The 26784-nt window shown below is 41.3% G+C and carries 21 protein-coding genes; 13 read left to right on the plus strand and 8 right to left on the minus strand.

Features of this window, described 5'->3' with window-relative positions; genetic code table 11:
* Window positions 1-171: 171 nt before the first annotated feature.
* The 3 genes from VY86_RS10830 to eptB form a co-directional block, all read right to left on the minus strand.
* The gene (locus VY86_RS10830) at window positions 172-1989 is read right to left on the minus strand and encodes a nuclease domain-containing protein (RefSeq protein WP_046974949.1); all 1818 of its coding nucleotides are present in this window, start codon (window positions 1987-1989) and stop codon (window positions 172-174) included.
* Entirely contained in the window at window positions 1986-4511 is a 2526-nt protein-coding gene (locus VY86_RS10835) for a DUF8727 domain-containing protein (protein WP_046974950.1), read from the minus strand. The genes VY86_RS10830 and VY86_RS10835 overlap by 4 nt, the downstream gene beginning before the upstream one ends.
* 241 nt (window positions 4512-4752) lie before the next feature.
* Window positions 4753-6417 (minus strand): kdo(2)-lipid A phosphoethanolamine 7''-transferase, encoded by a 1665-nt coding sequence (eptB, locus tag VY86_RS10840; RefSeq protein ID WP_046974951.1) that lies wholly within the window; start codon window positions 6415-6417, stop codon window positions 4753-4755.
* Window positions 6418-6679: 262 nt separating this feature from the next.
* Here eptB and VY86_RS10845 point away from each other — a divergent pair, with 262 nt between their 5' ends.
* Window positions 6680-7432 (plus strand): sulfite exporter TauE/SafE family protein, encoded by a 753-nt coding sequence (locus VY86_RS10845; RefSeq protein ID WP_046974952.1) that lies wholly within the window; start codon window positions 6680-6682, stop codon window positions 7430-7432.
* Window positions 7433-7530: 98 nt separating this feature from the next.
* Here the strand turns inward: VY86_RS10845 and VY86_RS10850 are convergent, their stop codons facing one another.
* Window positions 7531-7953, minus strand: coding sequence for a hypothetical protein (locus VY86_RS10850; protein ID WP_155806617.1), 423 nt, complete (start codon window positions 7951-7953; stop codon window positions 7531-7533).
* A 34-nt stretch (window positions 7954-7987) separates the two neighbouring features.
* Entirely contained in the window at window positions 7988-9214 is a 1227-nt protein-coding gene (locus tag VY86_RS10855) for an RNA-guided endonuclease InsQ/TnpB family protein (protein WP_046974953.1), read from the minus strand.
* A gap of 58 nt (window positions 9215-9272) precedes the next feature.
* On the opposite strand from VY86_RS10855, the gene tnpA reads away from it, so the two are divergent.
* Complete coding sequence (gene tnpA, locus VY86_RS10860; RefSeq protein WP_046974954.1) at window positions 9273-9677, plus strand: IS200/IS605 family transposase; 405 nt, start codon at window positions 9273-9275, stop codon at window positions 9675-9677.
* Between the two features lie 16 nt (window positions 9678-9693).
* On the opposite strand, the gene VY86_RS10865 is transcribed toward tnpA, so the two are convergent.
* The gene (locus VY86_RS10865) at window positions 9694-10071 is read right to left on the minus strand and encodes a DUF6088 family protein (RefSeq protein ID WP_052760815.1); all 378 of its coding nucleotides are present in this window, start codon (window positions 10069-10071) and stop codon (window positions 9694-9696) included.
* 312 nt (window positions 10072-10383) lie between these two features.
* Between VY86_RS10865 and VY86_RS10870 the strand changes: the two genes are divergently transcribed.
* Window positions 10384-11730: an NCS2 family permease gene (locus tag VY86_RS10870; protein ID WP_046976820.1), complete on the plus strand. Its 1347-nt coding sequence runs from the start codon at window positions 10384-10386 to the stop codon at window positions 11728-11730.
* A 271-nt stretch (window positions 11731-12001) separates the two neighbouring features.
* A complete protein-coding gene (locus VY86_RS10875) occupies window positions 12002-13651 on the plus strand; it encodes a Na+/H+ antiporter (RefSeq protein WP_021326077.1) in 1650 nt (549 codons plus the stop codon).
* A gap of 193 nt (window positions 13652-13844) precedes the next feature.
* On the opposite strand, the gene metR is transcribed toward VY86_RS10875, so the two are convergent.
* Window positions 13845-14801 (minus strand): HTH-type transcriptional regulator MetR, encoded by a 957-nt coding sequence (metR, locus tag VY86_RS10880; RefSeq protein ID WP_046974955.1) that lies wholly within the window; start codon window positions 14799-14801, stop codon window positions 13845-13847.
* Window positions 14802-14910: 109 nt separating this feature from the next.
* On the opposite strand from metR, the gene metE reads away from it, so the two are divergent.
* Together metE and VY86_RS10890 are read left to right on the plus strand one after the other, a co-directional pair.
* Window positions 14911-17187, plus strand: a complete 2277-nt coding sequence (metE, locus tag VY86_RS10885; RefSeq protein ID WP_046976821.1) for a 5-methyltetrahydropteroyltriglutamate--homocysteine S-methyltransferase — start codon at window positions 14911-14913, stop codon at window positions 17185-17187.
* A gap of 240 nt (window positions 17188-17427) precedes the next feature.
* Window positions 17428-18267, plus strand: coding sequence for an intradiol ring-cleavage dioxygenase (locus tag VY86_RS10890; protein WP_046974956.1), 840 nt, complete (start codon window positions 17428-17430; stop codon window positions 18265-18267).
* A gap of 235 nt (window positions 18268-18502) precedes the next feature.
* Here VY86_RS10890 and pcp read toward each other — a convergent pair whose 3' ends face one another.
* Entirely contained in the window at window positions 18503-19159 is a 657-nt protein-coding gene (gene pcp / locus VY86_RS10895; protein ID WP_046974957.1) for a pyroglutamyl-peptidase I, read from the minus strand.
* 768 nt (window positions 19160-19927) lie between these two features.
* Here pcp and udp point away from each other — a divergent pair.
* The 7 genes from udp to ubiB all read left to right on the plus strand — a co-directional run bounded on the left by udp (window position 19928) and on the right by ubiB (window position 26732).
* Window positions 19928-20683 carry a uridine phosphorylase gene (udp, locus tag VY86_RS10900; protein ID WP_046974958.1) on the plus strand — a complete coding sequence of 252 codons (756 nt, stop codon included), beginning with the start codon at window positions 19928-19930 and terminating at the stop codon, window positions 20681-20683.
* Between the two features lie 93 nt (window positions 20684-20776).
* Window positions 20777-21559, plus strand: a complete 783-nt coding sequence (locus VY86_RS10905) for a tyrosine-protein phosphatase (RefSeq protein ID WP_046974959.1) — start codon at window positions 20777-20779, stop codon at window positions 21557-21559.
* A gap of 74 nt (window positions 21560-21633) precedes the next feature.
* Complete coding sequence (locus VY86_RS10910; RefSeq protein WP_046974960.1) at window positions 21634-22164, plus strand: DedA family protein; 531 nt, start codon at window positions 21634-21636, stop codon at window positions 22162-22164.
* A gap of 150 nt (window positions 22165-22314) precedes the next feature.
* The gene (rmuC, locus tag VY86_RS10915) at window positions 22315-23625 is read left to right on the plus strand and encodes a DNA recombination protein RmuC (protein ID WP_387695339.1); all 1311 of its coding nucleotides are present in this window, start codon (window positions 22315-22317) and stop codon (window positions 23623-23625) included.
* Between the two features lie 72 nt (window positions 23626-23697).
* The gene (gene ubiE, locus VY86_RS10920) at window positions 23698-24453 is read left to right on the plus strand and encodes a bifunctional demethylmenaquinone methyltransferase/2-methoxy-6-polyprenyl-1,4-benzoquinol methylase UbiE (protein ID WP_046974962.1); all 756 of its coding nucleotides are present in this window, start codon (window positions 23698-23700) and stop codon (window positions 24451-24453) included.
* 1 nt (window position 24454) lies between these two features.
* A complete protein-coding gene (gene ubiJ, locus VY86_RS10925; protein WP_046974963.1) occupies window positions 24455-25105 on the plus strand; it encodes a ubiquinone biosynthesis protein UbiJ in 651 nt (216 codons plus the stop codon).
* The gene (gene ubiB / locus VY86_RS10930) at window positions 25092-26732 is read left to right on the plus strand and encodes a ubiquinone biosynthesis regulatory protein kinase UbiB (protein ID WP_046974964.1); all 1641 of its coding nucleotides are present in this window, start codon (window positions 25092-25094) and stop codon (window positions 26730-26732) included. The genes ubiJ and ubiB overlap by 14 nt, the downstream gene beginning before the upstream one ends.
* The last annotated feature ends 52 nt before the right edge of the window (window positions 26733-26784 follow it).

The following is a 26784-nucleotide window of genomic DNA, read 5'->3' on the forward strand; positions in this document are numbered from 1 at the left end:
AGATGTTCAACTACACAAATTGTCCAAGATTTAAAAGTAAATCTTAGTAGATGAAAATAAATAACACCTTAAAACAATCAGAGAAAATGAATGTTATGTGTGTTTTCGGAGTGACATAATTATCTTGTATTGTTTTGATTGAAAATAATTTCAATTGGTAGATTCATACAATTAGTCTTTATTATTATCCATAATTTCTTTAAGTGCAATAAAGTGTTCTATTAATATATTTTTTTCATTAGGTTTAACTGAAATAGCGATTGATTGTGGTAAGACTGGAAACTGACCATTGATACAATGTCGTGGGGAAACTGATCTGACAACGGTTTCTTCAGAATTATGTGCGAATAGAATAAAAAGCATTTTTACCGGAGACATTCCTAAGGCCATATTTTCATTAACCTGATGTATATTAAATAAGTACTTCCTTGTTAATTCATTAATATCATGCTCCTTTATTGTTTTTGCATCTTTATATTTTGCATCAAGTATTATAATTAGTGGGTTTTTCCAGCTTTTTGAGTTTACTTTCATGATAAAATCAGGGTGAAAATGGTGTTTTCCATATTTATTAGAATCAATATTGTTACTTGTATCAACAAGATCCCCTTTTTTACTGTGGGCGCTTAAAGGGAAAATTTTTGCTTCGTAAAATAATTCAATGTCATATTTTTCATTTTTAAATAAGAAATAATTATTAATTTCATTTTCTGGTCTTTTTATTGTGACGCCGCCGAAAGGTAATTCTTCCGCATGAAGTCTATAACTTTGTTCAATAAGCTGAACTTTATAACTTTCTTGAATAATTTCATGTAATAAAATCAATACAGTAGTTTCATAAATTGCTGAGAGGTTTTTTAATCCGGAAAAAAGTTCTTTGCCAATAAAAGAGGGGGTTGGTGCATGGTGGTACTGCTCAATAAGATAAAAGGTTTTTCTGTAATGGTTATGTTTAGCAACATAAGGTGTGATTTTAGGAACGATGCCTATTGGTGCTGTTGAGGGTATTTTTTTATTAAACAATAATCTTGTTTTTTCTAAAGTGCTAATTAGGTTTTCAATTTTTTTGGATTTATTCTTTAAGGCTAAATAGGCATATTTTGACATTGTGTGGTTAAATTGGATAAATTCATTTTTTTCTAAAGATTGGATTTTCTCTTTAGGAGAAATCAGTGATTCTTTAAGCATCATCAGGAAGATATTAGCTTGTTTTAGAAAAGCGTGGATGACTTTGTTTTCGTAAGTATTCGTATTTTCTTTTAGTGTCTCTTTAGGAAGTTCATTGAAAGCATATCCTCTGTTATTATAGAATATGTTGGCATCTTCATTATTCGCAGGAGATAACTGGTCAAGATTGTATAATGCCCACATAATTGAATCTGGTCCGGTTGGTTGCCCTTGTTTTGATAGAATTAATTTAGGTTCTAAAGTGTGTTTATGCTCTATAATAAATAATGGCAAATGTTGTGTTAAATAGCTAACTGTTTCTTTTATTATTTCTAATTTATTGAAATTAAAAATATTATCTTCATTCGATAAGGTGATTTTCCTGCTTTTTGAAAAACAAATGGAAACAATATCCTCTAAGTTTTCGGTTAAATATTCTAACATAATGTTTGCTAAGGCGACATTTTCTCGTCTTGCCAGAATATCAAAGGTAACACTATAGATAGGATCATATTGGTTTCCTAAATAAAGATAAACTTGGCTTTCCCCAAAGAAGTTATAAAAATATCTTGAACGATGTGAGCTCAGTGGTTCTATTGATGTGTATATTTTTTCGTTATTTTCATAGTGAGAAAAAACTAATTCCAGAGATGTATCTCCTATGATTATTATAGGAGTGCTATTTTTGTCAATATCATCTTCCGATAATGAAACTTGAAACAGAATATGATCTAATTCTGTAATTTGATATTTGTTGTTGATTCTGAGATCAACAACTTCACCATCAGAAATTGAATTGATAAACATTTCCCAACGGATCATATGTTAGCCCCATAACAGAACATATTTTGGTTTCCGGTGCTAATAATTCTTCTCAGCAGTTTATGTGCGCGTTCCATTTCGTCAGGTAAATTATCTAACAAGGTATTTAATCGATTACCAAAATTCTGTCCATAGCCATTTAAAAGAGGTAATATATGTTGAACTACCGCGTAATCTAATGCTTTGTATTTACTTTCGATATACATCATTGGGCCAGCCACATTATGATATGAACGAATAGCTTTTATTTTTCGATATGAAACAATAACGGGAGTTCCTAATTCTGGGTTATCATCACGTAAAGTTTCGATGATTAATTGCAGAATTCGTTCAATATCTGGTGTCATTTCTAAAGATCTTGGAAGGAAAATATCAATGAATTTATTTCCAGTAATTGGGGAAATGCTTAAATCTTTATGGGTATCTGATTTTACTACACTCAAATCATAGTCTTGTTCAAAATCATCAAAATTGATTATAGCAGCCCTGTCTAACAACCTGGGAGTAAGGGATTGAACAGATTCGTCCTGATTGATAGTGCCTAAAAAACGTAAATAGGTGGGTACCTGAAAATGTTGCTCCTCGGGATTACCGGTTAAAATTATTCGTTTAGACTCAGGATCGGCCATTTCAAGGAACGGGCTGAAGTAGTGTTCCGGTTGTGAAAGGTTAAATTCATCAAGTAAAACGATAGCCGGAGCGGCTGATTCAATTTTCTCTTTCATTTCGTAATGAAGATGTCTAATTAAATCAAACAACCCAGTAGCGGAAGGGATAAACGATTGGGATAAAGCATTATAGAAACCTAATACATCTCTTGATGAAGTCCAACCTCGTGCAACAGGAATATTTAATAAGCGATTTTGTAGCCCCAGGCTGGCTGCGAGTATTTTTGCCAGCGATGTTTTCCCCGTTCCAGGTAATCCGCTAAATAATGTAAACTGACATTGTGCTATCGTTGTCAGAATATTCGCAACGGTATAATAATCTGTTTTACGGCCTCGATTATTTAAAGCATCAAGGACACTATTGATTAGATTTTCACGGGTATCTTCATCACTTTCAGTTGCTGGGATTTCCCTTGTTATGACATTATAATCCAACGAGCTAAATACTGCTTTTGGCTTTAAACCGCATAAAGCATCTACATCGGGTTTAAGCTGAACTAACCTGCTGGTTAATACTTCATTACTTTCTCTCAGTTTTTTCGCAACATCCTCAACTTGCTCTTCCATCTGCCTTTTTCTGTCTCTATATCTGTCGCGTTCACGCTCCAGATCATCTATTTCATTTTTTAAGTCTTCGATTTTTTTAAAACGACTATGTTTTTCTTCTAAAACTTTGACTTCTGCGGTTAGAGTATCTAATTCTTTACGCCGGGAAGATAGTTTCTGTTCAATCTTATTTTTTTCTTCTGCCGTAATGGTGATTGTTGATATCTGACCACCATTGAATTGAAACAGCTCTCTTGCTCGCAGCAATTTGCGGATATCAGCTTCTATTTGCTCTTTTTTATTGATTAATTCATTAAATGCTTGCTGCTGATTTAATTTATCTTCTTGTAATTTCTTTAAAAAAGATTGTTTCTCCTCCCGAAAATATTCTTCTTTATTTTCGTCGATATATTTTTTTAAAATTTCTCTTCCTTTATCAATTGAAAGAAAACTATCCATTAAGTCTTTCCGGGTATTATCCCAACTTTCTGCCATTTCTAAACTTTGAAATAGCCTATTAAATCTTTCAGGGAAAGTTCTGAATTCTTGTGAGGAAGTATAGCACTTACGGATTTGTGCTATTGTTCCTTTGTTGAAACTTCTTATCTCAGAGTTTTGTGCAATTCTATTCCCGTAGGTTGAAATGATTTGATCGTTAGTTATATAATCGATGGTATCATCTATGTTTTCAAATATTCTTTTTATGTTGCATAGAAAAGTCATATGTGAATAATTATTTTGTGATAAATATGCAACACATTTCTGGATGCCTATTTTTCCAATATGAAATTGCTGGATTTTATTTAATGGCGTACTTATGGGTTTTAAATGTAAAATATGTTGGTTTGTTGCTGGGTCTATCTCATCAACATAATCGAAAGGCCCATAGATATAGCTGTCATTTTGGATTAGGATTGTTTTTGTTACGGGTTTTTCTGTTAAAATAATAACTGCTTCGTTAACATCAGGAAAGGGGAGATCGTAAACTTGGCAGGCTAAAAGCCCTTTGATCTCTTCGCAAAAGTTTGCTCTGGTGATATATTGGCAGTTCCCCTCTTTTTTCTCAAAGTTTGTTGGAACACATGTTGCTGCAAAAAGTGAGGAACTATACTTTTCACGTAATTCGCTATACCCTGAAGTAACGAAAACCTGTTCAGTTTCACAAAATAAACTTTCTTTATTAATTGGTACAATTTCACCATTATTCAAAATCTCAAAATACACTCTGAGTTTCCCTAGCTGATCTTCTCTTTCGTAGGAGTATCCTTTTTCTATCGTGCATAGTACTTTTCTTTCGTTTGTTTGCATCTTGTCTCTCGTCGGCCTAAGTATATGTCTGAAAATGAATCATAACATATCGTAAAATATATTCACCTATGATTTAATTTAATCTGAATTAATTTATTGAGTTCTTAGTTTATCTATTGAAAAATATCTAACTACAATCGATAAAATGAATGCCTATATTATTCATTGAAGTATAAAACGGAATAATTAGGCATTCATTTTATAAGAAAGTATCAATGTATTTCAGGACTGGAAATGTTCCTCAATCACTGCACAGATTATTACTTGTCATAATTCCACCGTCAGGTGAGGTATAGCCGAGGCAACCGAGAATGGTGTCATATAGCTCAACATGGCGATAGATATTACCTGTTTTGGCCTGTGTTCTGAGGTTTTCAAAAGCCTGAGCATTATTTGGGGCATCCAGGAATTTATCTGATGCCCAAACTATCAATGGCACACGGAATTGTTCCGGTGGCGCTATATGACGTGGTGTGCCGTGCAGATGGAAATCATCGTCGATCGATTCGCCGTGGTCTGAGGTGTAAAATACTAGCGCTTTTTTATCCCGTACTTGGTCAATGACGTTTTTGATAAAGTAATCGGTGTATAAGATGCTGTTATCAAATGCGTTGATGAGCTGTTCTTTGCTACAGTCATCATCGACGTTCATGCATTCCGGCTGATATTTAGCAAAGCTGCGCGGATAACGTTGTGAATATAGATAGTGAGAGCCTTTAGTATGCAAGATGACCAGATGTTTGCCGTTTGGATGATGTTCCAGTGATTCTTTTAATTCATTAATTAACATCATATCGTCAACAGGTTTGCCATCGTTGCGGCTCTCAGAGGCGATCAGTTCACGGAAAGCAAAATTGTCCACCTCGGTCTTGTTATAAAACCAGACTTCACTTTGCATTGAGAAAAGTTCTGAGCTGAATCCCAATTTATGCATAACTGAGAATATGTTTTGTTCTTTCAGTGTGCGCTGGTCGTTATTTTTGGTGCCCCCTTCGCGTACAAACATACAGCGCAGGGAAAGTTTGGTGGCAGTGTCGCAGGATTCACCACGAAATGTGACCAGGTTCGGTTCTTTGCTCAGAAGTGGGGTTGTATCACGCTCATATCCTAATATTCCCATATGATCCCAACGCGCAGTTTCACCAATGATAAATATCACGTAGGTATCATTAATGCCTTGTGGAGCGACATAAGTGAACTTTTGTGTCGGATCAAACAGTTCATTCTGATTCAGATATTCGTCTGTCGCAGTAGTAATATATAACCCCAGCGCAGTTAGCCAGTTAGAAGGTAAGTAAGAGTGCGCAACCACACCGCCATAGCTTGGCATATCGATATTATTGAGCGCGTCGTTAGCTTTTTGCTGAGTGTTCATCCAGTCCAGCGGAGCCCATACCAGTAATGCAGTCATTAGCATGACTGCCAGTGATTTTATTCGCTGGCCGGGCGTTCGCAGTTGTTCAAGCAGAGTATTGTGTAAATTACCCGACCAGATAAGCAGTAGTGGCAAGATACTGAGCAAAATTAGCCAGATGATACAGTTGTAACCAACAACTTCAACGGATAAATCAATATCTGTAGTCAAGACTGAAGCAATAATGCCGTAGCCAATAACGACATTAAAGAAGGTCATGTAATAGCTGGCGGCAACAGAGAAAAGAACTAATAAGCTGGCAGTAATACGGTAGAACCAGCGTCCACCCAAAGAAAGAAGACGTAACAGAAAAAAGGTAAATAGGACAATGGTAAGAGCTTTAATGCTGCCGGTAACCAACTTAGAAGTGTGAATGCCAACATGAGTCTCTTCAAAATGACGATAAAAAACCGATAGATTGAGAAAAATGCCGATATAGATCGCCAGTAATAGCGCTTGTATGGGATGTGGCAGAGATTTTATTTTTTTCATTAGCTTAGGGAAACCTTAGTAAACTTAGTTTGAAAAATGAGGCAAACCTGTAGATCATTCATTACTTAACGAATATTTGTGGTTATTTACAATTCTGGCTCCTTTATTTTTTCTATCAGTCCATTACCAGCACATTTGTACATAAGAGTATCTTGAATTGCTGTGGTTATTTTTTGCAGATTGTTCTGACAAACGACAGTAAAAGCTATTAGTATTGAGACAATGATCACTTGGATTGATAACTATTTTCAGAGAAATATTAATGTTACATGTACTGACATGGCCCGATCTTTTTATTTGTATTTTTGCTGTTTTTTTTGCTTACCTGGTTTTTGGTATGGCTGGGTTTGGTTCTGCACTTATTGCCAGCCCGATTCTAGCGCTTTATATCCCTGTAGTGAAAATTGTTCCTCTACTTGCGTTGATAGATTTAACCGCCGCAGTAATTAATGTTGCCAGAGATGGCAGAAGAGCCGAGTTTAGTGAGCTCAGGCTAATTATTCCGTTAATGATTATCGGTAGCTTGATTGGTGCAGCCATTTTATTGATGGCCCGACCCGATGTTTTGGTTCTGGTATTAGGATTATTTGTTGTTTTCTATTCACTTTATTCATTATTTTCTGGTAAAACCTATCGTCAATTCCCGGCTAAAGCGGCGATTCCGTTTGGTTTGGGGGGCGGTGTTTTCAGAGCATTATTTGGTAGTGGTGGTTTTCTTTATGCCATCTATTTGACCGGGCGGATACTCGATAAGGAAGCTTTCCGGATTACTCAGACGACTTTAATTGGCTTCAGTACCCTGACAAGAGTGATTATTTTTGTTGTTCTGGGTATTTATCAGGATAGTTCATTCTTGTTATTAATACTGGCGTTTATTCCAGCGATGTTATTGGGAATTTATTTAGGCCGTCAGATGACATTGAAAATTTCCAGAGAGACATTCCTGAAGTTTATCAACATCATTGTGCTGGTTTCAGGGTTAATGCTGATATATCGTTATATATTTACTCTTTGAAATAGTAATTAATAAAAATTTATTTGTTTCGTATAATATCAATAAATTGTTATTTTCAATTTATTTCGCATTTATTTTCTCTGTCTTTTGCTGGAGATTCATGAGATATGCCACTCCCTGGCTTTTTGCCACTGATTACAGTTAAGACCAATTTTATAACGGCTTGATGGGTTTAAAGATTTTTTGAGTTTGCTGTCTTCGATTCCTGTTTCATCCAGTAGCATCCCTAGAAGTGCTCGTGTTGATGGAGGATAATGGTTTAGCGCAAGTTTTATCGCCATTTTGATTTGTCGGTTATCTAACTCATTAAGTTTATTTCTTAATATACTTAATGCATCAGATGGGGAGATATCTGGGATTTTTTTTATACCATTTAATGCATCCAATATTTCAAGTGCGGCTTGATTGTTTTCATTTACCGGTGTGCGGGAAGGGATAATTTTTACCCGTAGAGTTCCCATATCTTTTTTTTGTCGCGATCCTGCCATTGCAATTGTGATAGTCTTGACATCCTCCCCCACTTTCGCACTTCGTGACTCAAGAGGGGGATCCCCGTTAGTGGGCGACGGCTGATCGCTCTGCGTCTGGTTCCTGCTTCAACGGGCGGCCTGATTGCTCCGTCCCTCCACAGGCAAGCACGGCATGCCCTGCCGCTAACATGTTACGAGCGCCGTTTACATCTGCGTTCGCGGTATATCCACACACCTGGCACACAAATTTACTCTGCGACAAGCGGTTCTCTTTTGCTGTATGACCGCAACATGCGCACCGCTGGCTGGTGTATGCCGGAGGGACTGCCAGTACCTGACCGCCGCGCCAGCGCTGCTTATATTCTAGCTGACGGCGCATTTCATACCAGCCCTGATCCCGTATCGCGCGATTTAAGCCTGATTTAGCCCGAACGTTCCTTCCGGGCTGTTCTGCCGTGCCTTTCGCTGACTTCGACATGTTACTGACCTTCAAATCTTCAATCACGATCATCGCGTGGTTTTTGCTTATTTTCGTGGTGGTCTTATGAAGGTAATCGCGCCGGATATTGGCGATGTGCGAATGCAGACGCTGAATTTTTCGCTTCTGTTTCTGCCAGTTGGCGCTGAACTTAACTTTGCGGCTTAACTGACGCTGAAGCCTCGCCAGCTTGCGCTGATTGCGCTTAAAACTGTTTACAGGTTCGTATATTGTGCCATCCGAGAGCGTGGCCAGTTTTGTTATCCCCGCATCCAGCCCAATCATTGAGGAGGATTCATGCTGGGGTTCAGGTGTCTCAATTTCGACCTGAAATGAGATGGACCATTTACCCGCTGACTGGCTGATGGTGGCATTTTTAATTTTTCCGTTCACCTCCTGCGATTGCCGGAATTTAACCCAACCGAGACCCGAAGGCAGTTTTACCCGACGAGGTTTAAGTCGACAATATTTCTCAAAATTAACGAAGCGGATCGAATCGCGTCCGTCATTTTTTCTCTTAAATACAGGCGCTTTTGCCGACAATTTTTTATCAAAACAACGTTTCCACGCCCCGTGTAAATCTTTGAGTTTTTGCTGAAGGTTATCCGTGTAGGCTTCCTGCAAAAAGGCGTGTTCCGGCATGTTTTTCCACACCGTGAGCATCCTGTTCAGCTCAAAAGCGGAGGGAAGTTTGCCGCCTGACTCAAGCATGCGCTTCGTTTCGTCAAGCCCGTGATTCCAGACGAAACGAGCACAGCCGCATAACTGCCGCAGACGCTGCGACTGTTCTTCGGTTGGCTCTAGTCTGAACTTGTAGGCTTTCAGTATTAGCATTATCATTCAGTGTGTAGTCAGTTTGTTCTCTATTTTACTGTGCCTTCGGCTAACTTCAATGCAAAAATACAAAATTAATCGTTCACGACATGCCGCCTTTCTTTTGCATGTACATCTTGTGTTTGTGACCAAATACCGTAGAAAGATTCTTGGCGAGCGACACTATGCAGCCTTTCATCAGTATGCAGGTGAAATCTGCCGTGACTTCGGCGCAGAACTTAAAGAAAGTCACGGCGATTTAGATCATGTTCATATGCTGATTGAGTATCCCCCGACCGTTCAGCTATCGGTATTGGTTAACTCGCTGAAAGCAGTCACCTCCCGTCGCTTACGTAATGAGTTTCTGGACTTACGCGGAGCATACGGAAAGGCCGTTCTCTGGTCTCGCTCCTACTTTGCGGGTTCATGCGGTGGAGCACCGCTGGAAGTGGTGAAACAATACATTCAACATCAGCGTGGCTAATGATTCTACGGGCTTTTCAAGCCCGTCCAAATTCCCCTCCCGCCTGATGTCGGCGGGAGTACCCTTTGGAGGTAAAGATGGGAATTTGAGTTGTTAAGCCCAGCTTGTTATACAGACTGATTCCAGTTATATAGCCGATACGGCGTCCGTTACGAAATAAGAAGGTTTTGATTTTCTCTTGATCTGAAGGTTTTTGCTCGCCAAATAGCCCGCTTTTGGGGCGATAGAAATTACCTTTGGAAAAACGGCGCAATTCGCCAGTTTTAATCAGACGACTGACGGTCTTAACAACCGTGTTTGGTGCTGATTGATAGGTTGGCAACTCCTGGTAAGTGAAAATAGTACCAGGTTGGAATTGTTTTATATCATCTATCAGTTTGGTTTTGATGCTCATGGTTTACCTCCTGTTGGTGACTTTATCAGCAATTATGTTTTTATCAAGTTTTTCACGAGAAAAACATGACAATAAACAGGCAGCTTTTTTGTGTTAAAAATACGGTTAGCTCTTGATTCCAACACCATGATCACTGGATAATCTTTCGCCTCAAATTCTCTCACCGTTTTTTTATTCTGAAAGCCAAACGATTGCTTTTATGGTTTATTAAACCGATTGATGCAATATTCATTATTGTTATTAGGTGAGGTAATCGTTTTCGTTTGGCAGAAAGCGGAGAAATACATGAATATAATGCAGGGGAACAACATGATGTCCGGCACTCAGGCACCAGCTAAATGCAAGCTGGATAAGTATTTTAAATTGACCGAACGCGGAACAACGGTACGGCGTGAAGTTCTGGCAGGACTCACGACTTTTCTGGCGATGGTTTATTCAGTCATCGTTGTTCCGGGTATGCTAGGGCAGGCTGGGTTTCCTCATACTGCTGTTTTTATTGCGACCTGTTTGGTTGCCGGTTTTGGCTCTTTGTTAATGGGGCTTTGGGCTAATCTGCCAATGGCGATTGGTTGTGCAATTTCACTGACTGCATTTACCGCTTTTAGTTTGGTTTTGGGGCAGCAAATCAGTATTCCGGTTGCGCTCGGTGCGGTATTCTTGATGGGCTGTTTGTTTACTGTGATTTCTGTTACCGGTATTCGCTCCTGGATTTTGCGCAATATACCTATGGGTATTGCTCATGGGGCGGGGATTGGTATTGGGCTGTTTTTGTTGCTGATTGCGTCAAATGGCGTTGGTTTGGTCATTAAGAACCCGTTGGAAGGTTTGCCTGTTGCTCTGGGTTCGTTCACCTCTTTTCCGGTTATGATGACTTTGCTTGGTCTGGCGGTTATTTTTGGCCTGGAAAAATTGAAAGTTCCAGGTGGCGTGCTGCTAGTGATTGTGATGATTTCTGTTATTGGGCTGATTTTTGATCCGGCTGTGAAATATCAAGGCTTCTTTAAAGTACCCAACCTGGGAGATGACGGCCTGTCTTTGGTTTTTAGTATGGATATTATGGGGGCTTTGCAGCCAATTGTATTACCCAGTGTGCTGGCATTGGTAATGACCGCCGTATTTGATGCAACCGGCACAATCCGCGCAGTGGCAGGGCAAGGGAATCTGTTGGATAAGGGTGGGCAGATTATTAATGGCGGTAAAGCGCTGACTGCCGATTCTGTCAGCAGCATTTTTGCAGGCGTCATCGGCGCCTCTCCGGCCGCGGTATATATCGAATCAGCGGCGGGTACCGCAGCAGGGGGTAAAACAGGTTTAACTGCAACAGTTGTCGGTATCCTGTTCTTGTTAATTTTGTTCCTTTCTCCACTTTCATATCTTGTACCTGCGTATGCGACCGCGCCGGCGCTGATGTATGTTGGTTTGCTGATGCTGAGTAATGTCAAAAAGCTGGACTTCGATGATTTTGTTGGCGCGATGTCCGGTATGCTCTGTGCGGTCTTTATTGTTCTGACTTGCAATATTGTCACCGGTATTATGCTGGGTTTCGGTTCTCTGGTTATTGGCCGTGTCTGTTCCGGCGAATGGCGTAAGTTAAATGTCAGTACAGTAGTGATCACGATCGCTTTGGTAGTATTTTATGCTGGTGATTGGGCTATTTGATTGATTAAAAAGTGCGTAAGGTGTCTTCATGCCTACGCACTTTGCCATTTCTTGCGATTACTTTTGAATTCTCAATTATTTCACCTCTATTTATCTGATTAGTTTACAATATTCCTGCAATTCTTTCGGATACGACTCAGCATGTATCTACCTTTTTCGATTGATTCAGTTATTTTAGCATTAAGATCTATTCTCACGGTTTTTGTTTTGGCGGGAAGAAAAGAGTCTCAATCTGTATATCAACGGTTCTCAGGTAAATTGTAAGGGCAACATGGAAATATTCTTTACTATTCTGATTTTGATTTTGGTGGTTTCAGTCTCTGGTGTTTTGGCTAAGGTGATTCCGTTTCGCATACCTCTGCCGTTAATGCAAATTGCAATGGGTGCATTGCTGGCCTTGCCGCATTTTGGCTTACATGTGACTTTCGATCCTGAGCTGTTTCTTGTCTTGCTAATCCCTCCTTTGTTATTCGTTGATGGTTGGAAAACGCCAACCAGAGAATTTTTCCAGTACGGAAGGGAAATTTTCATACTGATGCTGGTATTGGTACTGGTTACTGTTATCGGTATTGGTTATCTGATCTACTGGCTGATGCCAGGCATTCCATTAATTGCTGCCTTTGCCCTTGCCGCCGTGCTATCACCAACGGATGCGGTGGCTTTATCATCCATTGTTGGAAAAGGGCGCATGCCTAAGCGTATGATGAGTGTGATGGAAGGGGAAGCGTTGATGAATGATGCTTCCGGCCTGGTAGCCTTAAAGTTCGCTGTAGCGATAGCGATGGGAACGATGGTATTTACTGTTACCGGTGCGACTATCGAATTCTTTAAAGTTGCTATCGGTGGTTTGTTATCCGGTATTGCGGTGACCTGGTTATACAGTAAATCCCTGCGTTTGATGAACCGCTGGAGCGGTGGTGATCCGGCAACCCAAATTGTTTTCATGTTGCTGCTGCCCTTTGCTTCTTACTTGATTGCTGAACATATTGGTGTTTCCGGTATCCTTGCCGCGGTTGCTGCGGGTATGACTATTAGTAAATCCGGCGTTATCCGTAACGCGCCGTTGGCGATGCGGCTGCGGGCCGATAGTGTTTGGTCAATGCTGGAATTTGTGTTTAACGGCTTGGTATTTATCATGTTGGGCCTGCAATTACCGGAGATCTGGAAAACATCCGTTGTGCAGGCAGAACTTGATCCAACAGTTGAAACCTGGATGCTGTTCGCCGCAGTTGCCGTGATTTATGGTGCACTTTTACTGCTGCGTTTCTGCTGGTTGTGGCTGATGAAGAATATCAGTAAAACCTTGATGAAAAAGAATCCCCTGAATTTCGCGACTTATACTACACGTGAATTATTGCTGGCATCTTTTGCTGGGGTTCGTGGTGCAATTACACTTGCTGGTGCATTGTCTGTTCCACTGTTTCTGACGGATGGCACGCCATTCCCGGCACGTTATCAGCTTATTTTTATTGCTGCCGGGGTTATCCTGCTCTCGCTGTTAGTTGGGGTTGTCTCTTTGCCATTCTTGCTACAGGGAATTAAAGCTTCCGATAAGCAGGCTGATATCAGTGAAGTGCGAATGGCGCGGGCAGCAATGGCAGAAGTGGCTATTGTCAGTATGAATAAGATGGAAGAACGCCTTTCTGCCAGCACGGAAGAGCAATTGGATGCTGAGGTTATTACCGAAGTTGCTTCCAGGGTAATTGGTCATTTGCGTCGTCGTACTGTAGGGCAGGATGAGATAGAACATAACCTGCTAGTGGAAGATTTGGAGCGTCGTTTCCGTCTGACAGCGTTAAGAGCAGAACGCGGTGAGTTATATCATCTGCGTGCAACCAGAAAAATCAGTAATGAGACACTTCAGACTTTGTTGCATGATTTGGATCTACTGGAGGCTTTACTGGTAGGGAAAGAGCACTAATACCCTGTGATTCACGGGTTATCACGACAATCTTGTCGATTGCGCTATTCAACCTGATTGGTGAACGTCTCACTTGTCAGGCTGTAGCTTGTTTACTTGTGTTTACCCGTGTCTGGCTAATAGTGTTGGTTTTCCCACCGGAACCTTGGCAATGATGAATAGTATCTTGGTTCCGGTGGGATGGGGGATAAATTTACCATTGGAGGAGGTTTGATTGTTGCGTTGTTATGGATTCACCAACGCTTGATCTTGAAATTTCCTTCACGAATGGCAGATTATCCATCGCGTGCTGGCGTGCGGAATGGATAAATGCGTTAATCTCAGGCTGGCGTTGTTCACCTTCACGGACGGCAGCGTAGAGTCTGCTCCATAAACCTTCTCCCAGCGTTTTCGTTACCACTAGCCCTTGCCGTTCAAATGTTTCAACAACCCAGTGTGGCAGAGCTGCGATCCCCATACGGGCGGCGACCATTTGAATCAGTAACAGCGTGTTATCCACATTTTTCAGGGTGGGGATGACGCCGGCGGGTTGCAAGAAACGTCGCCAGATATCAAATCGTTGGCGCTGAACGGGATAGATCATCAACGTCTCATCAATTAAATCCTTTGGCTGAATGTGCAGCTTATTTGCCAGAGGGTGATCCGGGGCGACAATCAATTTGACCTCATAATCAAATAGTGGCGTGTAGTGCAGATCGCTATCAGGAAGAATATCTGATGTCAGAACGACATCTAATTCCCGTTGCAATAGTGCAGGCTGTGGATCAAAAGTGACGCCGGATTTGAAATCCACATTGACCTGCGGCCAGGTTTCGCGGAAATGTTTGAGTGCGGGTGTTAGCCATTGAATACAACTATGACATTCAATAGCGATACGCAAATTGGTCTGGCCCGGTTCCTTGCATTCGCGCAGTGCGTTTTGGACCAGTGGGAGAACTTGTTCTGCCAACCGTAATAAAACTTCACCCTGTGGTGTAAAACGAAGCGGTTGACTTTTACGGATAAACAATCGAAAGCCAAGGCGGTGTTCAAGATCGCTGAATTGATGAGACAAAGCGGATTGTGTCTGATGCAAGTGATTAGCCGCTGCTGCTAATGAACCACAATGACTCAATGATTGTAATGTTTTTAAATGTTTTATTTCGATCATGAGAAACCTTCAGGATGATAATGAATAAATTGCGCTTGTGGTTTATACCTTACCTGTTGATTATGGATGTGTAAACATCTAGACGGCTAAAAATGACGGGATAATGAAAATGACGATTATTAATCACACACTTGGCTTTCCACGTATCGGTTTGAAAAGAGAATTAAAAAAAGCTCAGGAAAATTATTGGGCAGGGAAAATTTCTCAGCAAGAATTATTGGAAACTGGCCGTGAGTTACGTGCCCGTCACTGGGAACAACAGAAGCAGGCTGGTGTTGATTTAGTGCCGGTTGGTGATTTCGCTTGGTATGATCATGTTCTGACCACCAGCTTATTGCTGGGTAATGTACCACCGCGTCATCAGAATGCAGATGGCATTATTGATCTGGATACACTATTCCGCATTGCCCGCGGTCGTGCACCGACTGGTGAGCCCGCCGCCGCCGCAGAAATGACGAAATGGTTTAATACTAACTACCATTATATTGTGCCGGAATTTCAGCAAGGCCAGGAATTTAAACTGAGTTGGACTCAGTTACTGGAAGAAGTGGATGAGGCTTTGGCTCTGGGTCATAAAGTGAAACCCGTTTTACTGGGACCGGTGACTTACCTGTGGTTGGGTAAAGTGAAAGGTCAGGTGTTTGATCGCCTCTCTTTACTGAAAGATATTCTTCCTGTTTATCAGCAAGTGTTAGCTGAGTTAGCTAGACGTGGTATTGAATGGGTTCAGATTGATGAACCTGCCCTGGTACTGGAATTGCCGGAAGAGTGGCTGGCAGCTTATCCGGTTGCTTATCAGGCGCTTCAGGGGCAGGTTAAATTGTTGCTGACCACCTACTTCGATAGCGTTGGTCACAACCTGGAAATCATTAAATCTCTGCCTGTACAGGGGTTGCATGTAGATCTGGTTGCCGGTAAAGATGATGTTGCGCAGTTGCATGAGTCACTGCCAAAAGAGTGGCTGCTTTCCCTGGGGGTAATTAATGGCCGTAATGTATGGCGTGCTGATTTAACCGCTAAATATCAGTTGATTAAACCACTGGTAGAGAGTCGTACACTGTGGATTGGTTCATCTTGTTCTCTTCTGCACAGCCCTATCGATCTGAATGATGAAACCGCTCTTGATGCAGAGGTGAAAAGCTGGTTTGCGTTCGCATTGCAGAAATGTGAGGAATTGGCTCTGCTGGCTGCGGCGTTGAATCAGCCAGAAGGCAGTAAACAAGCAGAATTGGCTGCTTACAGTGCTCCAATCCGTGCCCGCCGTGAGTCTAAACGGGTGAATAATCAGACTGTTACTCATCGCCTTGCCGCTATTGAGCCACAGGATAGTGAACGTAATCAACCCTATCCACAGCGTGCGGAAGTACAGCGTCAGCGCTATAACCTGCCATTGTGGCCAACAACAACAATTGGATCATTCCCGCAAACAACGGAAATCCGCGGCTTGCGTCTGGATTTCAAAAAAGGTCGGGTAGATGGTGCCAGCTATCGCACCAACATTTGTGAACATATCAAGCAGGCAATCAACGAACAGGAACGTTTAGGATTGGATGTCTTGGTTCATGGTGAAGCTGAGCGTAACGACATGGTGGAATACTTCGGCGAACACTTTGACGGTTTTGTCTTTACGCAAAATGGCTGGGTTCAGAGCTATGGCTCCCGCTGTGTTAAGCCACCGGTGATTATTGGTGATGTCAGCCGCCCAGAAGCTATCACTGTAGAGTGGGCTAAATATGCTCAATCGCTGACGGATAAACCTGTCAAAGGGATGTTAACCGGGCCGGTGACTATCCTCTGCTGGTCATTCCCAAGGGAAGATGTCAGCCGTGAGACTATCGCCAAACAGATTGCATTGGCACTGCGTGATGAAGTGGACGATTTGCAGAAAGCCGGCATTGGTATCATCCAGATTGATGAGCCAGCATTGCGTGAAGGTTTACCACTGCGTCGTGAAGAGTGGCAGGCATATCTCGATTGGGCTGTAGATGCATTTAAATTGAGCGCTGCAATTGCCGAAGATGACACACAGATTCACACTCATATGTGTTATTGCGAGTTTAATGACATCATGCCTTCCATTGCGGCACTGGATGCGGATGTGATTACCATTGAAACTTCCCGTTCAGATATGGAGTTGCTGGATTCATTCGAAAACTTCTCTTATCCGAATGAGATCGGGCCAGGTGTTTATGATATTCATTCACCTAACGTGCCCAGTGTTGAATGGATTGAAGCATTGTTACGCAAAGCGGCTGATCGTATTCCGGTTGAACGCTTGTGGGTTAATCCGGATTGTGGCCTGAAAACCCGTGGCTGGACTGAAACCCGTCAGTCACTGGCAAATATGGTACAGGCGGCGAAACGTCTCCGCGAATCAGTAAAATAACTCAATCCAGTCATTCGCCCATTACCTTTATTGGTGGTGGGCTTTCTCATAAATAATCTTTCTCTTGGGGGTGTTTGTTGCTTAATGGTGACTCCTTTGTAATCAAACTTTTTGTGACTTATATATATATTCCATATTGATATTGGAAAAAATACGTTTTATTAACAAAATACCCGCGACGTAACAAAATGGAATCTGGAAGCATTGTAATAGAAACTAAATAATTAAAGAGAGGATTATATGGATGTTAATAATTTGCAAGGTAAGAAAAGTAGCTCTCGAAGAGATTTTTTAAAAGGTAGTGCTGCTATCACGGCGACGGCTGCACTTGCTCCAATTGGCTTGGCCCGTGCGGAAGGAAAATTATCGTTCCAGAATGGAAATGGAATAGGTGTGTGTACCCTTACCCCAGAGCAGATATCAGGGCCATATTTTCGGAATAGTAAAATTGTAAGGCGGGATATTACTGATTCAGAAGCAGGAATACCTTTTTTATTAAAAGTAACTATTATGGATGAGAAAACATGTAAGCCTGTTGATAAATTATTTATTGATATTTGGCACTGCAATAGTCGGGGGAAATATTCTGGTTGGAGTTATATAAGTCCTGATATACCACCTGAAGCCGGTGAAATATCTGGTATCAACAGAACTGATGATAAAGTTTTTCTAAGAGGGGCTCAACAATCGGATAAAAATGGGGTGGTCAATTTTACTACTATTTACCCAGGGTTTTATGTTGGTAGAGCAACTCATATTCATATTGCAATTAGACAGATCAGCAAAGATATAAATGAAGAAGAACATTTTGCCTTTGTTGGTCAAATGTATTTTCCTGAAGAGATCAATACAGAGGTTTATAAATATGATCTGTATTCAAAACGGAGGGTAATCAGAACAAAAAATCGTGAGGACGAGTATTTCAAAAATATGAATGGTCATCTTTCAGAAATAAAAGTAACAAAAATAGACGAATCTGATATTAATCGTGGGATACTGGGTGAAATAATTTTGTCAATAGACTTGGAAAACATATCTAATTTCATAACTAAAGATGATTTATATTCCCATACTGTGTGACAGGTTTTGTTAAATAAACTAAATTTCAATATAATAACAGTCGAAATTATAAAGTAATCTATGTAAATGGCATATTGGTTAATAATTTAAAAAAAATATCAGGTGCTTGATAGTTACATACGGACATTGTGCAGGTACAGAGAGGATTATCTTTGCAACATTATTCAGTAGATCGTATTTCTCTGTGCCTGTCACTTTTGTGGCGCGTTTTTAACTGGGCGAGCAGAATATTAAATTAATGAGTTGCACCTCCACTGATGACGATATCCTCACTGTTTTTTAATGCTTCATTAATGGCGATTTCCAGTGCTGTTATTACTGTTTCCAGTGCCATACTTGGTGTGCCGGAGTACCGCACTGCCTGCTCTGGCAGATAAGGGATATGGATAAAACCACCGCGTATTTCAGGATTGGTATACGTCAAATAATGCAGCAAGCCATACATCACATGATTGCAGACGAAAGTACCTGCGGTCTGTGAAATTGAAGCTGGGAGTCCTGCTTCATGTAAACCTTTGACCATTGCATTGATGGGTAACGTAGCAAAATAGGCGGCGGGACCCGTTGCTACGATCGGCGTATTGATAGGCTGGTTACCTTGATTATCAGGAATGCGTGCATCGTTGATATTAATCGCCACGCGTTCCACGGTGATATCAGCTCTACCGCCCGCTTGTCCTACGGCAATCACCAGATCAGGCTGGATATCATTAATAGCCGCATATAAGCAAGTCAGGGAGACGTCGAACACGCATGGAAGCTGGCGTGCTTCTATACGCGCTCCACACAATGCGCGCCCTTGCAACTGCTTGACTGCCTCCCATGATGGATTAATTGTTTCATTGTCGAAAGGCTCAAAACCTGTAATTAAAACGGTTTTCTGTCTTGCCATAGGTAGTACTCCTGTATGATGGAAAGGTTCTAATATGTTTAAACAATATGCATCCTATTAGAGGGTGACGATGATATTTATATTTGGTAATTGTTTTATTTTTGTTGAAATATAAAGATAATAAATAAAATTTCCTTATTAATTATGCAATAAAATACAGTTGATTTTTAAATATGTTTTTCATAGGAGAAAGTTACTGTGAAAATCATTCGGATCATTGTGCTGTTGCCTGTAGGCATTATGACATAACTTTTAATAATAGTGGCTATTTTTATTTTTGGAAATTGACGGTTCTTGGGATATATTTTTCTTTATGACTAGATTGATATTTACTGCTATCGATTCTCTGGATAGAAAGTTTCGATGAGATAATTATTTGTTTTTCGTCTTGACAATGAATAAATCAAGTTAGCCATTTGGATATATACTGTTCCCGGTATTGTTTAAATCATAAATATAATTAAACAATTTGCTGTTTGTTCCATATATGAGCGTATTCAGTTTAGCTTATGGCAGAAAAGAAACGTCCAGTTCTTTATTTTCGAGTTTGTGATTACTATTTAGGCATGTGTTAATTTTTTTCTTTATAATAGTTCGCTTATTTTTACTCATTTTACGATTATTTTGTGATTTATATCTCAAAATAATGTACGTTTTTCTTTTTTATCTTACTTTGAAGTGATATTTATCACTAAAAGATGTCTAAATGCTCAATACAGTAGATTTCAACCAATTTCGTTATAAATTCTTCCCTTTGAGGAGTCTGATATGTCTGATGTATTTCACTTAGGTCTGACCAAAAGCGACCTACAAGGCGCAACTTTAGCTATTGTTCCGGGTGATCCGAAACGTGTGGAAAAAATTGCAAGATTGATGGATAATCCAGTTCATCTTGCTTCTTTGCGTGAATTCACGTCGTGGCGTGCAGAAATTGATGGTAAAGCAGTTATTGTATGCTCTACGGGCATTGGTGGCCCGTCAACATCCATTGCTGTTGAAGAATTAGCACAATTGGGGGTTGGTACTTTCCTGCGTATTGGGACAACAGGTGCAATCCAAGAAAATATCAATGTTGGGGATGTGCTGGTAACCACGGCTGCTGTTCGTTTGGATGGCGCCAGCTTGCATTTTGCTCCGATGGAATTCCCGGCGGTTGCCGATTTTGACTGTACCACTGCACTGTATGAAGCGGCAAAAGATTCCGGTGCAACGACCCATGTGGGTGTAACGGCCTCTTCCGATACTTTCTACCCTGGTCAGGAACGCTACGATACCTATTCTGGCCGTGTTGTGAGCCGTTTTAAAGGCTCAATGGCTGAATGGCAGGCGATGGGCGTCATGAACTATGAAATGGAGTCTGCAACTTTGTTGACTATGTGTGCAAGCCAGGGGCTGCGTGCAGGTATGGTTGCCGGTGTCATTGTTAACCGTACTCAGCAGGAAATTCCTGATGTTGAGCTACTTAAGAAAACAGAAAGTAACGCATTAGGGATCGTGGTCGAAGCTGCTCGTCGTTTGTTGTAAATAATACTTTTTGGGCCGGAATATTCCGGCTCACTCTTCTTTTAAGCAGAAATCTGTTAGTGTTTTAAAATTTACAACTAATTAAGAGTCATCATGATTACTACATCTTTATTGCACCCATCTGTACTTCCCCTTCATGGCGGGATTAATTTTCGTGATTTTGGTGGTAAAACGGTAGCCAGTGGTGGGAAAATTAAATCAGGTTTACTTTTTCGCTCTGGCGCTTTGGATCGCTTAACAGAAAAAGACCAATCTTTCCTGACAAATAAAAACCTCTTTCAAATCATAGATTATCGTGACATAGGTGAAATAGAAGATAAGCCTGATCAGGTATGGAATGGGGCTAATTATCATCATGCTCCTGCCAATCCATTATCCAAGGAAGTGAATGCGAATCTGGAAAAACTGACATCAGAGATGTTGGAACAATTTGATCCGCAGTCATTTATGTTCCGTCTTTATAAATTACTGCCTTTGAAAAATGAGGCTTATAAGATATTAGTTAAATTGCTGCAACAGCCGGAAAAGGGCGGGATAGTACAACATTGTGCGGTAGGTAAAGACAGAACGGGTGTGGGTTCTGCACTAGTGTTGTTTGCACTGGGAGCTGATTTAGATACGGTAATGGAAGATTATTTGGTGACGAACGCCACGCTGGCACCTTACCGTGAGTATTTGTTAAATGAACACGCGAAAACCATGAGTGATGATATAGTTGAGAAATTCGCTTATGTCTATTCCGTCAGAGAAGAGTTTTTAATGGCGGCACTAAACAGTATTAACCAGAATTATGGCAGTGTAGATGTATGGTTGGAGAAAGATCTTGGCCTTGATTTTTCTGTCCGTCAGAAATTACAAGGTTATTTCCTTGAATAAGAAGTTGGTTTAATTCTGGTTAATACAACAGTGGTTAAATTGAATGTGGTATTAATCAATACAGGAATTTGAATTTGAGCCTTCATGAAATAGTTGAGTTGGTAATCGCTTTTGTTAAAGCACACGATACCTGGATCATGCCGATTGTTTTCTTACTTGCTTTTGGTGAATCTCTGGCTTTTTTCTCCTTGTTATTGCCTGCAACGATCATACTGCTTGGGTTAGGTGCATTAATAGGTGAAAGTGGCCTTAATTTCTGGCCAATCTGGTTGGCTGCGGCGGTAGGGGCCTTTTTGGGCGATTGGGTATCCTATATCGCCGGTGCGCATTTTAAAGGTGATGTTGGTAAAATCTGGCCGATTTCCCGTAAACCACAATTGCTGACACGAGCGCATAATTTCTTTGAGCGCTGGGGCATTTGGAGCATTTTCCTTGGTCGGTTTTTTGGGCCATTCCGTGCAATTGTGCCATTGGTGGCAGGTATTTGTACCATGCCGTTGCGTTACTTCCAGATTGCCAATATCTGTTCCGCACTTATTTGGTCTTTTGGGGTATTAGCTCCGGGCGCTTTTGGTTTGCAATGGTTAGCTCAATGGATAAGTTAATTGAGAGCGGCTTCGCAGGCTGAGACACTTGTGTAAATCAATCTGGACATCTATACAGTGTTAATTTAACTTAACTGGTCGAAGAATGTAACAGAGGAAATACAGGTGGATATCCAGTTGTTATATACGTTGATTGGCGTTCTTGGTGGCCTGTTGGGCGGTGGGGCTCTCGTTTGGCTCTCCATTCATCAACGTATTCAGCAGCAAGAACTGGAGTTACGGGAACTGAGCAGTCAGCTTGCAGTTGCCAATGAAAAACTTGAGCAGTCTGTTTATTGGCGGGCTGAATGTGAGCAACTTAACCAAGAATTACGGGCTCAGAGAGAAGTCAATAACGTGCAAGAATCTGAGTTGAGGGAAGTGACTACACGTCTGGAAGAGAGCCGTCTTGCTGCCGAAGAGAAACAGCGGTTATTGATCAACAGTGAACTACGCCTGAATACCCAGTTTGAAAATCTGGCTAACCGTATTTTTGAACAAACAGGTCGTCGTACTGACGAACAGAACCGGCAGAGTCTCAATAGTCTTCTGGCTCCATTCCGTGAACAACTTGATGGTTTTCGCCGTCAGGTACAGGAGAGTTTTGGTCAGGAAGCTCGTGAACGGCATACTCTTGCACATGAAATCCGTAACTTGCAGCAACTGAATGTTCAAATGGCGAAAGAAGCAATCAATCTGACTAATGCACTTAAAGGTGACAACAAAATTCAGGGAGATTGGGGGGAAGTGGTGCTAGCTCGTATTCTGGAAGCTTCTGGTTTACGGGAAGGACATGAATTTCGCACTCAAGTGAATATCAAGGCAGAGGGTAACAGCCGTTTCCAACCCGATGTTATTGTTCATTTGCCGCAAGGGAAAGATGTGGTGATTGATGCCAAAATGTCGCTGGTCGCTTATGAGCGTTATTTTAATAGTGAAGATCAGCACCAGCGGGAATTAGCTCTTCAGGAGCATATTAGCTCAATTAAAGGTCATATTCGTGGCTTGAGCCGCAAAGATTACCAGCAGTTGCCCGGGTTGAAATCGCTGGATTATGTACTGATGTTTATTCCGGTTGAACCTGCTTATTTGGTTGCACTCAACAGGGCGCCTGAGCTGCTTGATGAGGCACTTAAACACAATATTATGCTGGTTAGCCCATCAACATTATTAGTTGCTGTGCGTACTATCAATAACTTGTGGCGCTATGAATATCAAAGCCAGAATGCGCGTTTAATTGCGGATAAGGCATCGCGTATGTACGATAAGATGCGTTTGTTTGTTGATGATATGCAAGGCTTAGGGCAAAGCCTGGATAAAGCTCAGATTAATTATCGGCTGGCAATGAACAAGCTCGCAGAGGGGCGTGGTAATCTGATAAGCCAGGCTGAGGGGTTTCGTAAGTTAGGGGTTGAGGTGAAACGTTCGATTGATCCCGAATTGGCTAATAAAGCCAACCAACCATCCTGTGCTAATGATTAACGCCAGGATAGGGTTTTATCTGAAAGGCTGATACACTTTTATAACAGTTTGAATAAAAAACGGGCAGATAACATGGTAGACCAAACGAAACAAACCACACATTTTGGTTTCCGCACCGTAGGCAAAGATGAAAAAGAAGGTATGGTAGCCGAAGTATTTCATTCGGTTGCGGCAAAATACGATTTAATGAATGATTTGATGTCGTTTGGCATTCATCGTATTTGGAAACGTATGGCTATTAATGCCAGTGGTGTTCGCCGGGGCCAGAGAGTCCTTGATTTAGCTGGCGGTACTGGAGATCTGGCAGCCAAGTTTTCCCGTATAGTTGGTGAAAAGGGTGACGTTGTTCTTGCTGATATCAATGAGTCTATGTTGAAGGTTGGGCGTGAGAAATTACGTGATACCGGTATTGTTGGTAATGTCAACTATGTGCAGGCTAATGCGGAAGCGTTGCCTTTCCCTGATAACTATTTTAATTGCATCACTATCTCTTTCGGTTTGCGTAACGTAACTGAAAAAGAAAAAGCCCTGCGTTCTATGTTTCGGGTTTTGAAACCGGGTGGGCGCTTATTGGTGCTTGAGTTCTCTAAACCGTTGCTTGCACCATTAAGCAAAGCTTATGATGCATACTCTTTCCATGTACTGCCAAAAATTGGTCAGGTTTTTGTGCAGGATGCTGACAGTTATCGTTACCTGGCGGAATCTATCCGTATGCATCCTGATCAGGAAACACTTAAGACCATGATGGAAAATGCGGGTTTTGAACAGGTGACTTATACCAATATGACCGGTGGTATTGTTGCACTACACAGAGGTTTTAAATTCTGAGATGGAAAAACCATCACTGAGTACAGCCATTAATTCCACACTTATGCCGGTTTTAACCGCGGTGATGGAAAGATCGTTGAATCACCTGTTGTACCGCGAACCTGTATTAAGACCTGCTCGTATGCGGCTGGTGGGCAAAGTTTTGTCGATTGAATTGCAAGAAATGAATACACCATTCACATTAATATTCAGTGAAAAACAAGTGGATGTATTAAGTCAATGGGCTGAAGCTGCCGATTGCACGGTTAAAACTAACTTTACTGCTTTGCTTAAGTTACGGGATCGCCAACAAATTTCCAGGTTGCTCAATAGCGGTGAAATGGTTATTGAAGGGGATATGCAGGTTATTCAGCAATGGTCTGCTTTGTTGGATATGGTTGAATGGGATTTGGCCCATTATCTTTCCCCTTATTTCGGAGATATCGCTGCTGAAGGTATCAGCCAGGCCATTAAAAAAGGATTTCAGTTTGTTTCCGGCTCAATAGAATGTCAGAAAAATTATCTGGTGGAAACATTAACGGAGGAATGGAAACTGGCGCCAAATGCGCTTGAAGTGGCTTATTTCAGCGAAGAAGTCAGTGTGTTGACTAAAGATATCAGTCAAATAGAACAACGATTGGCAGTATTAGAGGAAAAATATGACTCCAGGTGAATTAAGGCGCCTTTATTTGATCATACGGGTTTTTCTTTCTTACGGATTGGATGAGTTGATTCCTCGAATTCGTTTGACCTGGCCTCTGCGTTTTGGACGTCATTTGTTGTTTTGGATCCCGAATAAACATAAGGATAAATCGCTCGGGGAGAGGTTGCGACTTGCCTTACAGGAGTTAGGGCCTGTCTGGATTAAATTTGGACAGATGCTTTCAACACGGCGTGATCTTTTTCCTCCGGCAATAGCTGATCAACTGGCATTGTTGCAAGACCGGGTTGCCTCTTTCGACGGTGCTCTGGCTCGTCAATATATTGAAGCCTCTTTAGGGGGGACGCTGGAAACTTGGTTTGATAATTTTGAACCTGTAGCTTTGGCCTCTGCTTCAATTGCGCAGGTACATACTGCCCGGTTAAAAGAGAATGGCCAGGAAATTGTTATCAAAGTCATCCGTCCTGATATTCTGCCGATTATCAAAGCGGATATTCGGTTAATGTACCGCCTGGCTAATTGGGTACCTATGTTGTTGCCTGATGGACGTCGTTTACGCCCTCGTGAAGTGGTGCGGGAATACGAAAAGACGTTGATTGATGAGCTGAATTTACTGCGTGAAGCCGCTAATGCAATTCAGCTTCGCCGTAATTTCGAAAACAGCTCAATGCTTTATGTACCGGAAATTTATTCTGATTATTGCCGTGAAAATGTTTTGGTGATGGAGCGGGTGTATGGTATCCCGGTTTCTGATATTGAAGCTCTGGAAGCGCAGAATACCAATATGAAATTGCTGGCTGAACGGGGAGTACAGGTCTTTTTTACTCAGGTCTTTCGTGACAGTTTTTTCCATGCGGATATGCATCCGGGAAATATTTTTATCAGCTATGAACATCCTGAAGATCCGTTTTATATTGGCATTGATTACGGTATTGTTGGTTCGCTTAATAAAGATGATAAACGTTATCTGGCGGAAAATTTTATCGCTTTCTTTAATCGTGATTACCGGAAAGTTGCCGAACTTCATGTGGATTCAGGTTGGGTTCCCAGTGATACTAATGTTGAAGACTTTGAATTTGCAATCCGTACAGTCTGTGAGCCAATATTTGAGAAGCCACTGGCGGAAATTTCGTTTGGTCATGTTCTTCTGAATCTATTTAATACTGCCCGCCGTTTTAATATGGCAGTACAGCCTCAGTTAGTGCTTCTGCAAAAGACGCTTTTGTATGTAGAAGGGTTAGGACGACAGCTCTATCCACAGCTTGATTTGTGGAAAACAGCAAAACCATTTCTGGAGGAGTGGTTACATAGCCAGGTTGGATTGCCGGCTATTATTCGGGCGCTGAAAGAAAAAGCGCCTTATTGGGCAGAAAAGTTGCCGGAACTACCTGAATTAGTGTATGACAGTCTTCAACAGCATAAACATTTGCAAGCCAACATTGGGAAGCTATCAGATCAGTTAAAAGGGCAGCAGACAAAACAGCGACAGTCGCAGTATTTGCTCGGTGTTGGTGCGACATTGTTTCTTTGTGGGAGTTTGTTTTTGTTGTCTGGCTTAGTCAATATTCCTTGGTTGTTTATGGGTGCGGGTGTCGTCTCATGGCTGTTTGGCTGGTGTCAGTTAAGTAAAACAAAGTAAAATTTATCTTCGGTATTTTCGAATATATAGTTCGTCGTATAATGAGCTATCA

Source organism: Photorhabdus thracensis (assembly GCF_001010285.1).
Classification (GTDB): Bacteria; Pseudomonadota; Gammaproteobacteria; order Enterobacterales; family Enterobacteriaceae; genus Photorhabdus; species Photorhabdus temperata.

Excerpts from the sequence above, each read along its gene's own strand:
- VY86_RS10855 (WP_046974953.1), bottom strand. The coding sequence starts at position 9,214 with ATGCTAATACTGAAAGCCTACAAGTTCAGACTAGAGCCAACCGAAGAA.
- tnpA (WP_046974954.1), top strand. The coding sequence starts at position 9,273 with ATGCAAAAATACAAAATTAATCGTTCACGACATGCCGCCTTTCTTTTG.
- VY86_RS10870 (WP_046976820.1), top strand. The coding sequence starts at position 10,384 with ATGTCCGGCACTCAGGCACCAGCTAAATGCAAGCTGGATAAGTATTTT.
- VY86_RS10835 (WP_046974950.1), bottom strand. The coding sequence starts at position 4,511 with ATGCAAACAAACGAAAGAAAAGTACTATGCACGATAGAAAAAGGATAC.
- ubiB (WP_046974964.1), top strand. The coding sequence starts at position 25,092 with ATGACTCCAGGTGAATTAAGGCGCCTTTATTTGATCATACGGGTTTTT.
- metE (WP_046976821.1), top strand. The coding sequence starts at position 14,911 with ATGACGATTATTAATCACACACTTGGCTTTCCACGTATCGGTTTGAAA.
- VY86_RS10830 (WP_046974949.1), bottom strand. The coding sequence starts at position 1,989 with ATGATCCGTTGGGAAATGTTTATCAATTCAATTTCTGATGGTGAAGTT.
- pcp (WP_046974957.1), bottom strand. The coding sequence starts at position 19,159 with ATGGCAAGACAGAAAACCGTTTTAATTACAGGTTTTGAGCCTTTCGAC.
- VY86_RS10875 (WP_021326077.1), top strand. The coding sequence starts at position 12,002 with ATGGAAATATTCTTTACTATTCTGATTTTGATTTTGGTGGTTTCAGTC.
- VY86_RS10865 (WP_052760815.1), bottom strand. The coding sequence starts at position 10,071 with ATGAGCATCAAAACCAAACTGATAGATGATATAAAACAATTCCAACCT.
- VY86_RS10905 (WP_046974959.1), top strand. The coding sequence starts at position 20,777 with ATGATTACTACATCTTTATTGCACCCATCTGTACTTCCCCTTCATGGC.
- ubiJ (WP_046974963.1), top strand. The coding sequence starts at position 24,455 with ATGGAAAAACCATCACTGAGTACAGCCATTAATTCCACACTTATGCCG.
- udp (WP_046974958.1), top strand. The coding sequence starts at position 19,928 with ATGTCTGATGTATTTCACTTAGGTCTGACCAAAAGCGACCTACAAGGC.
- VY86_RS10845 (WP_046974952.1), top strand. The coding sequence starts at position 6,680 with ATGTTACATGTACTGACATGGCCCGATCTTTTTATTTGTATTTTTGCT.
- metR (WP_046974955.1), bottom strand. The coding sequence starts at position 14,801 with ATGATCGAAATAAAACATTTAAAAACATTACAATCATTGAGTCATTGT.
- VY86_RS10890 (WP_046974956.1), top strand. The coding sequence starts at position 17,428 with ATGGATGTTAATAATTTGCAAGGTAAGAAAAGTAGCTCTCGAAGAGAT.
- ubiE (WP_046974962.1), top strand. The coding sequence starts at position 23,698 with ATGGTAGACCAAACGAAACAAACCACACATTTTGGTTTCCGCACCGTA.
- eptB (WP_046974951.1), bottom strand. The coding sequence starts at position 6,417 with ATGAAAAAAATAAAATCTCTGCCACATCCCATACAAGCGCTATTACTG.